This window comes from Paenibacillus sp. JT31N7, from assembly GCF_059692095.1.
On record NZ_JCAUAT010000003.1, the window covers coordinates 506,915 to 521,478 of the forward strand.

Here is a 14,564-nt window from a genome sequence, read left to right on the forward strand (position 1 = left end):
GCGGTTCAGACCAGCGGGCCGCTTTTTTTCAAATAAGTCAAAATTCCCTCTGCAGCTCGGTAAGCGAGAGCCCCCAGCGTTCCGGTCGGATTGTAACCGCTGTTGTGGGGGAAAGCGGATGCGCCGACGACAAACAGGTTTTCGACATCCCACATCTGCAGGTAGGTGTTGACGGCGGAGGTTGACGGGTCGGCCCCCATGATGACGCCTCCCGTGTTATGGGTGGACTGGTAGGGCACGATGTTATAGGTGCTGATCGTATTGGACGTCTCCACCTTGGTCGGCTTCATTTCTTTCATAACCGCCGTCGTTTTCTCGGCGAGGTATTTGACCATTTCTTTGTCCTGGTCTTCGAAATCGTAGGTCAGGCGGAGCAGAGGCAGCCCGTAAATGTCCTTGTAGGTCGGATCCAGATCCAGAAAGTGGTGCTGCCAAGGCATATTGGCGCCCTGAGTGCTGACGTTCAGGAACCGGTTGGCGTATTTGATCGTGGTCTGTTTAAAATCTTTGCCCCACCTTGGGGTGCCATTGGGCGCCGGGTTATGGGCGATCGGACGCAGTCCGGCCTGGGTAAAGCGGATGTTCGCCCCGTGCAGAAAATTCAGGGAGCTGTGGTCGAAGTTGTCGCCGTTAAAATCGTCGAAGCAGCTGCCCAGGGCCCCGGCTCCCGCGAAGATGTTGAACTCCTGGTCGTCATAGAAACCGGCTGCGCCTCCCCCCGTAATTTGATAGGCGTAATTCTTGCCGATGACTCCCGTTCCGCTCTTCGGATCGTAGGGCTTGCCCAGATTGGACGTCAGCAGAAGGCGGACGTTGTTGAACACATAACTCGCCAGGATGACAAGGTCGGCCGGCTGCTCGAATTCTTCGCCGGTAGGCGTATTGACATACACGACGCCCGTGACTTTGCCTCCGGTGTGCAAAATTTTGGTGACGTTCGAGTTGGTGCGGATTTCGAGATTGCCGGTCTTCTCGGCAACGGGAATAACGGTGACGACAGGATCGGCTTTCGCCCCGTACTCGCATCCGTACCGGTCGCAGAACGCGCAGTATTGGCAGGCCGCACGGGCAATACCGTCGGGATTCGTATAGTTTTCCGACAAGTTGGCGGACGGGATGGCATACGGGTGATAACCGAGCTTCTTGGCGGCGTCCTCGAAAAGAACCATCGCGGGCGTTTTCTTCATCGGAGCGGTCGGAAAGGCGGCGGAACGCTTGCCGACCATTTCGTTTTGTTCCTTTTCGCCGGAGATCCCGGCCATTTTCTCGTACTTGTCGAAGTACGGTTCCAATTGGTCGTAGGTGATGCCCCAGTCCTGCAGCATCATGCCCTGAGGAATTTTGTTTTTGCCGTAGCGTTCGATCGTTTTGGTACGGATTTCGAAATCGTAGGGCAGAAAACGGTAATTTTGTCCGTTCCAGTGCACGCCGGCCCCGCCGACACCGTCTCCCATCAGGAAGGAACCGTAGGAACGCATCGGAAGGGCGCGTACTTTCTCGCTGCTGCGGAACGTCACCGTCTCCTTCGACAAGTCCTGCATCAGTTCGTAGCGCTGGGAATAGCGGAGCTCGTCGTGGGCCATGTAATAGTCTTCGGTTTTCCGGCTTTTGCCGCGTTCGAGCGCGACGACTTTATGTCCGGCCTTGGTTAACTCCGCGGCCAGAATACCGCCGGACCAGCCCATTCCGACGATCAGGATAGGTACTTTGGGAAGTTTGGTTGCCATTCTTCGTTGATCCTCCTTGTCAGGAATGATTCGTGTGGTCGTGCAAGCTGAGCGGCTCCATGGCGGCAAACTCTTTTTTGTCAATGATGGCCGTATAGCTCATTTGGTCGCCGGGGTACTTGCGCATCTTCCAGCCCGCCATGTTTTTGTTGCCCCCGTAAAGCGGGTCCGCATACGCGCCTTCGATGGTCAAGCTGCGCAGCATTTCGAAAAAAGTCTGGCTCGGCACGCCGTTAAGCTGCACGTCTTTGCCGCTTTCGAACGCTTTCAGCACTTCGTCCTGCTCGCCCGCGGCAAGGTCCGCAAAACCTTTCTGGTACTTTTGCCTGCTGTGGTCGTTCATGACCGTAAGGCCCATCACAAACAGCTCGTGCCGCTTGTAGCTCGCCTGATAGCCCTGAGTCGCCTCGGCCTTGTAAAAAGGCCCCATCATATAATCCCGGGCGTTCATCCCCCACTGGCCGGCAAGCTGATGGTCGATATAGTAAGCGGCACCGAGCTCTTTGGCTCCCGGACCCAGTTCGTCTTTCGGAAAAATGCGCTCCGCCGCCGCTTCGGTTATACGCAGCTGCTCTTGATTGAAAAACATCGGAGCCTGGTTGTAGTCCTTGGCGTTGCCCGCCTGCGCCTGCCCCTGACCCTGGGGACTGCCCGGAGCGGCCTTTTTGTTCTTGGCCATGGAATTGCCGACAATACCGCCGACGACTCCGCCCGCCACAATTCCGCCGAGCGCTACTCCGGACAGTTTCAGAAACTTCCGACGGGATTCGTCCCGGGGCTGCTTGGTCTGCTGATTTTCTGACATGATGTTCCTCCTGTAAGAGAAGTGGAGTTTTCGAGACGATTGTTATATCCAAGTATCACCTTTTTGCCGATATGTATGTAAGGAAAAAGAAAAAACGGAATCTTTCGGAAGATTCCGTTTTCTAAACTTGTTCCGCATACTTGTCTAAGAGGAGTCGTTGAAGCCCTACAAGTAGGCGAACCGTTACTTCTTGGCGGCGAGCCATGCGGCCAGCGCCTGAATATCCGTATCGCTCAGGTTGCCCTTGAAAGCGGGCATTCCGCCTCTTCCGTTCAGAAGAATATTCTTGACGTCCGCCTCACTGAGCCGGCTGCCCGCCTTTTGAAGGTTCGGGCCTACGCCGCCGCCCATATCCACTCCGTGACAGGCGATACACTGTGCCTTGTAGAGAGATTCGGCCTGAGCCGTCTGGCTTCCGCTGCCTTCGCCTTCCGCTGCGCCACCGCCTGCGGCGGCTCCGGGGGAAGCGGTCGGGGACGCCGTGGGCGGTGCCGTTGCGGCCGGGGTCGTCGGCTGAGGCGTAGGCGCGGTTTCCTTTTGACCGCAGGCCGTCAGCGAAGCGGTTACGAGTAGGATGCCGATCAAGGTTGTCATCCGTTTGTTCATGCAGATCACCTCCGTTCGATTACATTCAGTAAAAGTTTCCCGACTATAGTTTGGCGTCCATGTCCCGGAGATATTCTTGTTTGCGAAATGCGGACGCGACGGCTTTTACAAACAGTCGAGGATTGCGGCCGAAAATCGACAAATTTCTTTTCTTCGCCCCACGTATCTGCTAAACTATTTCTTAACTTGTGCGCTTTTCTATGTTGAAGGGCGCGTTCTCAGCAGGAGGTTCGTGGAAAGGGTAGGGTGGACGATGAAACCTAGTTTGAAAGAACAATTACAGAAAAAAATTCTCATTCTGGACGGTGCCATGGGCACGATGATCCAGCAGGAAAATTTGTCAGCCGAAGATTTCGGAGGAGAAGAACTCGACGGTTGTAATGAGATGCTCGTTCTTACACGTCCGGATGTCATTCAGCGCATCCATGAGAAATATTTCGAAGCCGGCTCGGATATCGTTGAAACGAATACGTTCGGGGCAACGAGCGTCGTACTGGCCGATTACGATATACCGGAGAAGGCGCGCGAAATTAACCTGGCCGCCGCCAAACTGGCCATAGAAGCCGCCCGGAAATATTCAACTCCCGAATGGCCGCGTTATGTTGCGGGTGCACTCGGACCGACGACGAAGACGCTTTCGGTAACCGGAGGCGTTACGTTCGAGGACCTTGAAGAGAGCTACTACGAGCAGACGGTCGCCTTGATCGAATCGGGCGTCGATGCCCTTCTGCTGGAGACTTCCCAGGATACGCTCAACGTAAAAGCGGGCGGGATCGCGATCCAGCGGGCTTTTAAGACGACGGGCATCGAGCTGCCGATCATGATTTCCGGCACGATCGAACCGATGGGTACGACACTGGCCGGGCAAAATATCGAATCTTTCTATATTTCCCTGGAGCATCTTAATCCGATTTCGATCGGACTGAACTGCGCGACGGGACCCGAATTCATGCGGGATCATATCCGGACCTTGTCCGGGCTTGCAGGCACTTATATTTCGTGTTATCCGAATGCGGGGCTTCCCGACGAGAACGGACATTACCATGAGTCGCCCGAATCCCTGGCCAAGAAAATGGCCGCATTTGCCGAGCAGGGCTGGCTGAACATCGCGGGCGGCTGCTGCGGCACGACTCCCGCTCATATCCGCGCGCTGGCCGATACGATGAGCGCTTACAAACCGCGTACCGAACTGGGTACGCACCCGTCGGCCGTGTCCGGCATCGAGACGGTATACATCGAGCCGGAAAACCGTCCCTACATGGTCGGCGAGCGGACAAACGTGCTCGGTTCCCGCAAGTTCAAGCGTCTGATCGCCGAAGGCAAGTATGAAGAGGCATCCGAGGTCGCCCGTGCCCAGGTTAAGGGCGGCGCTCACGTCATCGACGTCTGTCTGCAGGACCCGGACCGTGACGAAACGGAAGACATGATCAACTTCCTGGAGCTGGTCGTCAAAAAGATTAAGGTTCCGCTCATGATCGACTCGACGGACACGCGTGTCATTGAGCTGGGGTTGAAGCATTCGCAGGGCAAAGCGATTATCAATTCCATTAACCTGGAGGACGGCGAAGAGAAATTCGAGAAGGTTCTTCCGCTTATACACCGTTACGGAGCCGCGGCGGTAGTCGGTACGATCGACGAGCGCGGCCAGGCGATTACGCGCGAAGATAAGCTGGAAGTCGCCCAGCGTTCGCACGATCTGCTCGTCCACAAGTACGGGATGAATGCCGAAGATATCATTTTCGACCCGCTCGTATTCCCGGTCGGTACGGGGGACCAGCAGTACATCGGTTCCGCCAAGGAAACGATCGAAGGCATCCGTCTTATTAAAGAAGCGATGCCCTTAACCAAAACGATTCTCGGTCTGAGCAACGTTTCGTTCGGTCTTCCCGAAGCCGGACGCGAGGTGCTGAACGCCGTTTATTTGTACCACTGCACGAAAGCGGGTCTTGATTACGCCATCGTGAACACGGAGAAGCTGGAGCGCTACGCATCCATCCCCGAAGAGGAAAGAACGCTTGCCGAGCGGCTTATTTACGAGACGAACGACGAGACTCTGGCCGAATTTGTGGCTCATTTCCGGGTAAAGAAGGTTGAGAAGAAGGAAAAGATATCAACCCTTACGCTCGAAGAGCGGCTGGCTTCATACGTGGTCGAGGGAACGAAGGAAGGGCTTATTCCCGATCTGGAGCAGGCGCTTCAAAAATATTCGCCGCTGGAAGTGATCAACGGTCCTTTGATGCAAGGGATGGCGGAGGTCGGCCGCCTGTTTAACAACAACGAGCTGATCGTAGCGGAAGTGCTGCAAAGCGCCGAAGTTATGAAGGCATCCGTAGCTTACCTGGAGCAGTTCATGGAGAAGAACGAATCTGCGGTGAAAGGAAAAATTATTCTGGCCACCGTAAAAGGCGACGTCCACGATATCGGCAAAAACCTCGTGGAGATTATTTTATCCAACAACGGCTACCAGATCGTGAACCTCGGCATCAAGGTTCCGCCGGAACAGCTGATCGAGGCCTTCCGCAAAGAAAAGCCGGATGCGATCGGGCTGTCGGGTCTGCTCGTGAAGTCCGCGCAGCAGATGATCATCACGGCGCAGGATTTGCGCAACGCCGGAATCGACGTTCCGATCATGGTGGGCGGCGCCGCCCTGACGCGGAAATTCACCAAGACGCGCATCTCGCCGGAGTATGACGGCCTCGTGCTGTACGCGAAAGACGCGATGGACGGTCTGGACATCGCGAACAAGCTGAGCGATCCCGTTCAGCGGGAGCGCCTTATCCAGGAGCTTCGGGAAGCGAAAGATTCCGATGTGATGGAAGCCGGCCGCAAGGAAGGGACGGAAATGCCGGTCCTTACGCGCGTATTCTCGTCCACAGTCGACCGCACCCTGCCGGTGGCGGTGCCGCCGGATCTGGACCGCCACGTCCTGCGGGATTACCCGATCGGCCATCTCATGCCGTACGTGAACATGCAGATGCTGCTCGGGCATCACCTGGGCCTGAAAGGCAAGGTCGACAAGCTCATTGCCGAGCAAGACCCGAAAGCCATGCAGCTGAAGGACACCGTGGATACCATCCTGTACGAAGCGCAGAAGAACGGCATCATCCGGACTCAGGGGATGTACCGGTTCTTCCCGGCCCAAGGGGATGGAAACGATGTCGTCGTGTACGATCCGGAAGACCCGTCGAAGGTGCTCAAACGCTTTACCTTCCCGCGCCAGGGAACGGAGCCGTACCTGTGTCTGGCCGATTATCTGAAGCCGGTAGACAGCGGCGTCATGGATTACATCGGCTTCCTCGTCGTGACGGCGGGGCAGGGCGTTAGCGAGCTGGCGCGCGAATGGCGCGAACAGGGCGATTATCTGCGCTCCCATGCGCTTCAGTCGACCGCACTGGAAGTGGCGGAAGCTTTCGCGGAGCGCGTGCATCATATTATGCGCGACGTATGGGGCATTCCGGATTTTGCGGAAATGACGATGCAGGAGCGTTTCGGGGCGAAGTACACCGGCCAGCGGTTCTCGTTCGGTTATCCGGCTTGTCCGAACCTCGAGGATCAGGAGCCGCTGTTCGAGCTGATGAAGCCGGAGGATATCGGTATCGAGCTGACCGAAGGCTGCATGATGGAGCCGGAAGCGTCCGTATCGGCTATCGTGTTCGCCCATCCTCAGGCGCGCTATTTCAACGTCGACAAAGTTTAACGTTTCGTTTCGCCCGCAAAATGATTATGAATAAATAGACGGCTGAATACAGATTTGGCCGCCAGGCTGCGAAAAGCAGGACGGTTCTTCCGAGAAGAGCCGTCTTTTTTGCCCTCTTCCGGAGGCGGAGGAGGAAGCAGCGCGAAGGAGATCGGGAAGTCAGTCCCGGACGGAATTACTTCTGCCGGAAAGAAACTTGCGGAGACTTAAAAGGAACACTCCCGCAGGGTACAGAGCCGTTTGACTTCCGGAACGAATTTTTATAGCATGTTAAAAAGCAGGGGAACTGACATCTGCAGAAACGAGGAACAGGGTCGTGGAATTGTATTTTCTCGGAACGGGAGCAGGCATGCCTGCCAGGCACCGTAATGTGACATCCATTGTGCTGAATTTGCTGCCGGAGCGGGGGAGCATCTGGTTTTTTGACTGCGGGGAAGGAACGCAGCATCAGATCTTGAGATCGCCGGTCAAGCTTAGCAAGTCAGAGAAGCTGTTCGTAACGCATCTTCACGGCGATCATATATTCGGCCTGCCGGGACTTCTGAGCAGCCGTTCTTACCAGGGCGGGGATACGCCCTTCACGATTTACGGACCCAAGGGCATTAAAGCTTATGTGGACATGTCCCTGCAGCTGAGCCAGGTTCATCTCGACTATGAGCTGGCTATCCGGGAAATCCCGTCCGAAGGCGGAGTCGTCTTCGAGGACGAGACGTTCCGGGTCGAAGCCGCGCCGCTGGAGCACCGGATCGAATGCTTCGGCTACCGCATCGTCGAGAAAGACCTTCCGGGCAAGCTCCAGCAGGAGAAGCTGCATGAGCTGGGCATTACGGCCGGGCCGCTTTACGGACGTCTGAAGCAGGGCCAGACGGTTAAGCTGGAGGACGGCCGCGAGCTGCGCGGAAGCGATTTCGTCGGCCCGTCGATCAAGGGCCGGACGGTAACGATTCTCGGCGACACGAAGCCGTGCGGAAATTCGGCGCTGCTGGCCGAAGGCGCCGACGTGCTCGTTCACGAGGCGACGTTCGGAGCCGAGCGGGAAGATCTTGCCGGGGCGTACGACCATTCGACGACGGAACAGGCGGCGCGTACAGCCGCGGAAGGCGGCGTGGGCACGCTGGTCATGACGCACATCTCCTCGCGCTATCAAGGAGAGGGTGCCGAGCGTCTTCTCGAGGAAGCGAGAGCGATCCACCCGGATTCGTGGCTGGCCGAAGACTTCTACAGCCACGCTGTCCCGCGCAAGCAGAGCTGAGCCGGACTGCTCGGGCCGGGCGGCCTTGGTCGTTTACGGCGGCGGGTTCACTGGGGCAGTACGTGCTGACGGCGAAGGCTCCGGCGGCCGCGGCTCCACGGCAGCAACGGCTGAAATTCGCCGTTGTAATAGGCCGAAGGGTCAGAGCGGCTGGGGATAAGTCTCATGCAGCCTCGCATACTCCGGGGATGAATCCAGTCGGGCGGCACACCGAGCACGGTTGCCGTTACATCGGCTTCGTCTTCGGACCCGCGGTGACTATGCACCCTGACTGCCGGCAGCCGGCGGACACGGAAGCATCCGGCAGCGGCAAGGCGGAAAGCGTTAAGGAAAAAAGGCCGACAAGGCACAAACGCATAGAAAAGCGTCCCGGCTGGATACATGTATCCAGCCGGGACGCTTTTCTATGCACAGCCTCTCAAGATCCGCTGTTTACTTCCGCTCCACCGGTGAAAACCGGAATCATTCGGTCGTATCGAATTTGGCTTCGTCCTGCAGCTCGCTTTTGAAGCTGTCGACGCTTTGACGGCGGCGTTCGTTCTTGGCTTCGAGCGTCGCTTGTTCCGTTGCGGAAATCTCGTCCGCATGCTCGTCCAGGTATTCCTGAGATTCATGAAGGCGGGCTTCCGTGTTCCGGATGCTGTTTTTTAGATGAACGGCATTATCCCCGCGGTTATCTTTTTTGGCCATCGGTATCCCTCCTTTCCATCTCCTACGATTTACTTATGAGGCACGGCGTATTCATAAAATCTTCATCTTCTGCTAACGCTCCAATGATGCAGGCTTGCTAGGCTGATCCCAGGGGATCGGGCGTTAACGGAGGCGGGCGCGGAATGAACGGCGAACCATCGTCACAAGGCGCCAAACCGCGCAGGCGGTTGCCCGCGGCGGGAAACGGATGTCCTGGAATAACGGGGATGTACTTGCCCGGAGTTACAGCCGCGGCGTAATATCGGTGCCGTGCGGAGAGCGGACACGATATCAGGCCGACCATAAGACCACGCCGTAAATCGGCGGTTAAAATAGGCTTGCAGCCTGAGCCGGCCGCTGTAACCACGACCGATAGCACCGCAGCCAACTAGCCCCGCAGCAAGATGCCCCGTATGAAAAGCAGTCCAGGGAGGGAAAAAGCATGGATACGGGTAGTCATCTGCTTTTCGGAGTCACGTTAGCGGGATTGGCCACACTGCAGCCGGAGGTCGCACACAATCCGCTTCTTCTGCAGGCGGTTTTGGCCGCAACCGTAGCGGGCTCGCATGCGCCGGATCTGGATACGGTCGCGCGCCTGAAAGGGTATGCCGTCTATCTCAGGCACCACCGGGGAATCACGCATTCGCTGCCTGCCCTGCTGGTCTGGCCCGCTTTGCTGAGCGCCCTGGCCGCAGCGGTTTTCGCCATGTGGGACCATTACGCTCTCCTCTTCGGCTGGGCGGCCGCGGCCGTTATACTCCACGTGGGACTGGATTTGCTGAACGCATACGGCGTGCAGTGTTTAAGGCCGTTTTCCTCCCGCTGGCTTCATCTCGATATCCTGCCTCTCACCGATCCGTTTCTTTTGGCGCTGCACGGAGGCGGGGCGCTGCTGTGGGCGGCGGGAGACGTAAACCCGGGGATATGGATGGCCGCTGTATATGCGGTCAGTTTCGTTTACGTAATCGCGAGATGGCTCCATAAACGAATTCTTTTCCGCCGGTTGACCGGGTATGTGAAAGACCGGTTCGGAACAGCCGACCCGCTGCTGCTGGTTCCGGGTTTGACCTGGAGAAGCTGGCAGTTTGCGGCGGAAACGGAAGACAGCTTTCACAGCGGAACGGTACGGGGGGCGCAGATTGTTTTGAAAGATACCTACACCAAGGACCGGCCGCATCCGGTCGTCGAGGCGGCGATGGCTGCCGAAGGCGTCCGGGCATTTCTGGGTTTTGCGCAGAGCAGTCATGTAAGTTGGGATTCGCATGGGGATGGTTATGTGGTGAAATGGCGCGAAGTGAGATTCTGGCATGAGCACAAGCTGCCGTTCGGTATTGATGTCACGCTGGATAAAGAAATGAAGGTGCTGTCCGAACATCTGGGATGGACGAAAAAAGCCTGGGAGCCTCCCTATGTATAAAAGAGAGGACCCCGGACTTTGATGACCGGTATGAAGATTAAATTTATTCGAAAGAGTTCCCGAATTTTCCCGCAAATAAAAACTCGTTAAGATCACGCCGTCCCGACGGCTGCTCGCGCTGCAGGTGCTGCTCGGAGAGAGACTCCGTGTTTCCGTGATACCCGATGGCGATGACGGCATGGATATCGTAATCGCCCGGCACACCGAGCAGCCGACGGGCACTTTCCCGGTCAAAACCGGCCATGGCATGGGAAATCAGGCCTTGACGGACCGCTTCCAGAGCCAGATAACTCCAGGAGGCTCCCGCGTCAAACGCATGAGAACCGTTCACCCCTCCGGTCGGGGAAGGCGTATGGGAAAGCAGGAGAGCCAGCACGGGCGCCTTCAGGCACCAGGATTTGTTGGAAGCCGAAATAAATTCGGCGAACACCTGCTTCTCTTCTTCCGTACGCGCGACAATGTAACGCCATGGCTGAAGATTGCTGGCGGACGGGGCCCAGCGGGCCGCTTCGAACAGGCTCATCAGAATTTCGCCTGAGATCTCTTTTTCGAGAAAAGCACGCGATGACCAGCGGTTAAGAAAGATCGGATTGATGTCATAGGCGGCATGACGCTCATTTTGTACGTCGAAACGATGTTCCGGCATGACCATTCCTCCTGTCGGGTTCGGTGACGAAATCAAAAAGGGAACACCTCTTTATTTGGACGCAAACGGCGAATCCTAAACAAACCGGCGTATGACGCAGGGAAAAACAGGGCATGCTAGTACAGCTTCTTTTTAACAAAATGGGGGTGCTGAACATGAACTTTACAAGCCAGGATATCATTGTGATTGAAAGAGCCCTTCAGCTTGCCATCCGCAGCGAGACGAAGGAGACGAAAGCAGAGGAATACCGCGAGGTGCTTCATAAGCTCCAGCTTAGCTCCTTGCAGGCCCTGCAGGAACATAGCGCCGTCACAACCGCCGTTCATGATGGCATCCGCTATGATTATGACGATTCGTCCGATCTCTTGTAGGCGTCACGGACCGGATAGATGCGGGGTACGGCTTCTGCCAGTATACCGCTGAGCGCGACCATCGGCGTCCCTCCTCCGGGATGTGTGGTTCCGCCCGCCTAATAAAGGCCTTGAATCCGGCGATCCCCGATGGATGGCCGGAAGAAGGTCGGCTTCACCCCGTGCGACGCCCGCCCGTATAAGGGCTCCGTACATGGAGCCGCTCAATTCGGCAATGCCCTCCCGGATGGAAGACGCGTTCGACTTCCGTGTTTGCGGGCAATCCTTACAGGGTCCGTTGTCTTCAAGAGGCCGATCAGACGCTTCCGGAAGACGCTTACCGGGATGCTGCGGAACTCAACCGGTACCAGGTTTATTTGCACGGCGTAATAATCGTTATTGGATACGACAAATTGAGCCGGAACGAAGCCGCCGGGAGTCTCCACGCCCTGCACTTTTCCGCCCCGTACAGAGATATGCCCGACCGGAATGGACGTCCTGATGTCCACTCCTTTTTTGCGTGCCGGCCTTTCCAGCGCTTCGATCAGCTTGTAGTCTCCGCCCTGAACGTCATACCCTCCTTTTAACAGCTCCAGGTAAGCGATCATCGACAACGTCGCCGGAGTCCGGTAAGGGGAGGAGCCGACGTAAGTCGCGACAAGGCCCCCGATTCCGCCCCCGATTATGACACCTTCAGGTGTGCGGTTCATCTGTAAACCCTGCCTTTCCAAGAGTAGCTCCGTCTTGTAATTCCGATATACCGGGAGCACAGCGCGATATAGCCCCAGACCTGGGAAAGAAAGGGGGGGCCAAGCCTTATCCGATCCGCGGCTTGTACTCGGTCGGAGCCTAGGTGCGTCCCGGCGGGGGAATCCCGATTGTGATGCAGGGGGCGAAACTGCTTGACGAGGCGATGGGCAAAGACGATGGACAGAGACGATCTAGCCTTCGCCCCCGGCGCCGGTGTTTGCCTTAACGAAAGCCCCGTATAAAACTGGGGCTTTTTTTCTTTTGCCCGGGAAGCGTATAATAAATGAGAACAGTCGTTCTAAGCAGTTGAGGTTAAGAAGGGACGCGAAACATGAGGAAGAAACAGCTTGCCGATTTAATTCAGGAACTCCGGACCGATGAAAATATAGTGAACTGGCACGAGATCGAACCCCAGGAAGCGAAAACAAAAGCCATTCCCGGGAGCGTGGATGCCCGGATCAAGTCTGCTTTGGCGAAGCGGGGGATTACAGAGCTGTATACTCATCAGCACACCGCTTATGAGACGGTGCATACCGGACGGAACATCGTGGCGGTGACGCCGACGGCATCCGGCAAAACGCTCTGCTACAATCTGCCCGTTCTGCAGGCCATTGCGGATGACGATACGAGCCGGGCGCTGTATCTGTTTCCGACGAAAGCTCTGGCGCAGGACCAGAAGAGCGAGTTGAACGAAATCATCGGCGAAATGGGCATCGATATCAAAAGCTACACGTACGACGGGGATACTTCGCCGGCCATCCGGCAGGTCGTCCGGAAAGCGGGGCATATCGTCATTACGAATCCGGATATGCTTCATTCCGCCATTTTGCCGCATCATACCAAATGGGTCAGCCTTTTCGAGAATTTGAAATATATCGTCATTGACGAGCTTCATACGTACCGGGGCGTATTCGGCAGTCATGTCGCGAACGTTATCCGGCGGCTGAAAAGGATCTGCAAGTTTTACGGCAGCGATCCGGTGTTTATCTGCACTTCTGCCACGATTGCCAACCCGAAGGAGCTGGCGGAGCAGCTGACCGGCTCTCCGATGAGGCTGATCGACGACAACGGCGCGCCCAGAGGGCGGAAGCATTTCGTGTTTTACAACCCGCCCGTCGTGAACAAGCCCCTTAATATCCGCAGAAGCGCGACCGCCGAAGTCAACAACCTGGCCAAGCAATTTCTGAAAAATAAAATCCAGACCATTATTTTCGCGAGAAGCCGCGTGCGGGTCGAAATCATTCTGAGTCATATCCAGGAACTCGTCAAAAACGAAATCGGCACGAAATCCATCCGGGGATACCGGGGCGGGTATCTGCCGAAACAGCGGAGGGAAATCGAAAGAGGACTCCGGGACGGCGAAATTCTCGGTGTGGTCAGCACGAATGCGCTGGAACTCGGCGTCGATATCGGACAGCTCCAGGTGTGTGTAATGACGGGCTATCCCGGAAGCATCGCGAGCACCTGGCAGCAGGCGGGCCGGGCCGGGCGGCGGCACGGAGAAGCGCTCATTATCATGGTGGCCAGCTCCACGCCTATCGATCAATACGTGGTCCAGAACCCGGAGTACTTTTTCGACAGGACGCCGGAAGCCGCCAGAATCAACCCGGAGAATCTGATCATTCTCGTGGATCATCTGAAATGCGCCGCCTACGAGCTTCCCTTCAAGGATACCGAGGAGTACGGGCCTTTGGCGGTCACCGAGATTATGGAATTTCTCGTGGAAGAGCGCGTGCTGCACCGCAATGCGGATACGTTCTATTGGGCGGACCAGTCTTTTCCCGCCAGCAATATAAGCCTGCGGTCGGCGTCCCAGGAGAACGTCGTCATTATCGACCAGTCCGATGTGGCAAACGTCCGGATCATCGGGGAGATGGACCGGTTCAGCGCTATGACGCTTCTGCACGACCAAGCGATTTATCTGCACGAAGGTGTCCAATATCAAGTGGAAAAGCTGGACTGGGAGCACAAAAAAGCATACGTCCGCGAAGTGGACGTCGAGTATTACACGGATGCGAACTTGGCCATCCAGCTGAAAGTGCTGGAGATTGACAAGACCCGCAGCCGGGAGAAGACGGCTTTGCACTACGGCGATGTGACCGTGAACGCGATGCCGACCATTTTCAAAAAAATCAAACTGACCACATTTGAAAATATCGGGTCCGGCCCCATTCATCTCCCCGAAGAAGAGCTGCATACCAGCGCGGCCTGGGTGGAGCTTGCGGAGGTCGATCCGGAGCTCGGTGTTAAAACGCTGGAGCAGCTTCTGTTGGGAATTTCAAACGTCATGCGGCATATCGCGCCCGTTCTGGTGATGTGCGACCGCAGCGATCTGCACGTCGTTTCCCAGATCAAAGCGGCCCATACGGGCCTGCCGACGATTTTCATCTACGATCATTACCCCGGTGGAATCGGTCTGGCCGAGGAAGTCTATACCCGCTTCGAGGAAGTTAAACAGGCCGCTAAGAATCTCATCCGCAAATGCGCGTGTGAAGACGGCTGCCCGTCATGCATCGGGTCGGAGATTGAAGGGGTCCATGCGAAGCGGACTAGTCTTAAGCTGCTGGATCAGCTGTAATCCGGGAGCCTTTGCGGCTAACTTTTCATATAAAAGGAGATGTCCG

General features: G+C 56.5%; 11 protein-coding genes. 5 read left to right on the plus strand and 6 right to left on the minus strand.

The annotated features are described in order from the left end of the window. Nucleotides 1-5 precede the first annotated feature (5 nt). From AC58P5_RS16925 to AC58P5_RS16935, 3 genes are all read right to left on the minus strand, one after another. On the minus strand, nucleotides 6-1,727 hold the full coding sequence (locus tag AC58P5_RS16925; protein ID WP_497388454.1) for a GMC family oxidoreductase: 1,722 nt from the start codon (nucleotides 1,725-1,727) through the stop codon (nucleotides 6-8). Between the two features lie 19 nt (nucleotides 1,728-1,746). Then, a complete protein-coding gene (locus AC58P5_RS16930) occupies nucleotides 1,747-2,532 on the minus strand; it encodes a gluconate 2-dehydrogenase subunit 3 family protein (protein ID WP_497388456.1) in 786 nt (261 codons plus the stop codon). A gap of 183 nt (nucleotides 2,533-2,715) precedes the next feature. Beyond that, nucleotides 2,716-3,138 carry a c-type cytochrome gene (locus AC58P5_RS16935; protein ID WP_497388458.1) on the minus strand — a complete coding sequence of 141 codons (423 nt, stop codon included), beginning with the start codon at nucleotides 3,136-3,138 and terminating at the stop codon, nucleotides 2,716-2,718. A gap of 253 nt (nucleotides 3,139-3,391) precedes the next feature. Here AC58P5_RS16935 and metH point away from each other — a divergent pair, with 253 nt between their 5' ends. Next, complete coding sequence (gene metH / locus AC58P5_RS16940; RefSeq protein ID WP_497388460.1) at nucleotides 3,392-6,835, plus strand: methionine synthase; 3,444 nt, start codon at nucleotides 3,392-3,394, stop codon at nucleotides 6,833-6,835. Nucleotides 6,836-7,151: 316 nt separating this feature from the next. Further along, complete coding sequence (rnz, locus tag AC58P5_RS16945) at nucleotides 7,152-8,087, plus strand: ribonuclease Z (RefSeq protein WP_497388462.1); 936 nt, start codon at nucleotides 7,152-7,154, stop codon at nucleotides 8,085-8,087. Nucleotides 8,088-8,549: 462 nt separating this feature from the next. Here the strand turns inward: rnz and tlp are convergent, their stop codons facing one another. Then, nucleotides 8,550-8,777 carry a small acid-soluble spore protein Tlp gene (tlp, locus tag AC58P5_RS16950; RefSeq protein WP_497388464.1) on the minus strand — a complete coding sequence of 76 codons (228 nt, stop codon included), beginning with the start codon at nucleotides 8,775-8,777 and terminating at the stop codon, nucleotides 8,550-8,552. A gap of 442 nt (nucleotides 8,778-9,219) precedes the next feature. On the opposite strand from tlp, the gene AC58P5_RS16955 reads away from it, so the two are divergent. Further along, on the plus strand, nucleotides 9,220-10,194 hold the full coding sequence (locus AC58P5_RS16955; RefSeq protein WP_497388466.1) for a metal-dependent hydrolase: 975 nt from the start codon (nucleotides 9,220-9,222) through the stop codon (nucleotides 10,192-10,194). Between the two features lie 43 nt (nucleotides 10,195-10,237). Here the strand turns inward: AC58P5_RS16955 and AC58P5_RS16960 are convergent, their stop codons facing one another. Beyond that, nucleotides 10,238-10,840, minus strand: a complete 603-nt coding sequence (locus AC58P5_RS16960; protein ID WP_497388468.1) for a nitroreductase family protein — start codon at nucleotides 10,838-10,840, stop codon at nucleotides 10,238-10,240. Nucleotides 10,841-10,953: 113 nt separating this feature from the next. On the opposite strand from AC58P5_RS16960, the gene AC58P5_RS16965 reads away from it, so the two are divergent. Continuing rightward, nucleotides 10,954-11,211: a hypothetical protein gene (locus tag AC58P5_RS16965; protein ID WP_497388470.1), complete on the plus strand. Its 258-nt coding sequence runs from the start codon at nucleotides 10,954-10,956 to the stop codon at nucleotides 11,209-11,211. Between the two features lie 203 nt (nucleotides 11,212-11,414). Here AC58P5_RS16965 and AC58P5_RS16970 read toward each other — a convergent pair whose 3' ends face one another. Then, nucleotides 11,415-11,900: a hypothetical protein gene (locus tag AC58P5_RS16970; RefSeq protein ID WP_497388472.1), complete on the minus strand. Its 486-nt coding sequence runs from the start codon at nucleotides 11,898-11,900 to the stop codon at nucleotides 11,415-11,417. Nucleotides 11,901-12,271: 371 nt separating this feature from the next. Here AC58P5_RS16970 and AC58P5_RS16975 point away from each other — a divergent pair, with 371 nt between their 5' ends. Further along, a complete protein-coding gene (locus tag AC58P5_RS16975) occupies nucleotides 12,272-14,518 on the plus strand; it encodes a DEAD/DEAH box helicase (protein WP_497388474.1) in 2,247 nt (748 codons plus the stop codon). Nucleotides 14,519-14,564: the final 46 nt, after the last annotated feature.

Coding starts and splice junctions, on each gene's coding strand:
- AC58P5_RS16925 (WP_497388454.1), bottom strand. CDS start 1,727: ATGGCAACCAAACTTCCCAAAGTACCTATCCTGATCGTCGGAATGGGC.
- AC58P5_RS16930 (WP_497388456.1), bottom strand. CDS start 2,532: ATGTCAGAAAATCAGCAGACCAAGCAGCCCCGGGACGAATCCCGTCGG.
- AC58P5_RS16935 (WP_497388458.1), bottom strand. CDS start 3,138: ATGAACAAACGGATGACAACCTTGATCGGCATCCTACTCGTAACCGCT.
- metH (WP_497388460.1), top strand. CDS start 3,392: ATGAAACCTAGTTTGAAAGAACAATTACAGAAAAAAATTCTCATTCTG.
- tlp (WP_497388464.1), bottom strand. CDS start 8,777: ATGGCCAAAAAAGATAACCGCGGGGATAATGCCGTTCATCTAAAAAAC.
- AC58P5_RS16955 (WP_497388466.1), top strand. CDS start 9,220: ATGGATACGGGTAGTCATCTGCTTTTCGGAGTCACGTTAGCGGGATTG.
- AC58P5_RS16960 (WP_497388468.1), bottom strand. CDS start 10,840: ATGCCGGAACATCGTTTCGACGTACAAAATGAGCGTCATGCCGCCTAT.
- AC58P5_RS16965 (WP_497388470.1), top strand. CDS start 10,954: ATGCTAGTACAGCTTCTTTTTAACAAAATGGGGGTGCTGAACATGAAC.
- AC58P5_RS16970 (WP_497388472.1), bottom strand. CDS start 11,900: ATGAACCGCACACCTGAAGGTGTCATAATCGGGGGCGGAATCGGGGGC.
- AC58P5_RS16975 (WP_497388474.1), top strand. CDS start 12,272: ATGAGGAAGAAACAGCTTGCCGATTTAATTCAGGAACTCCGGACCGAT.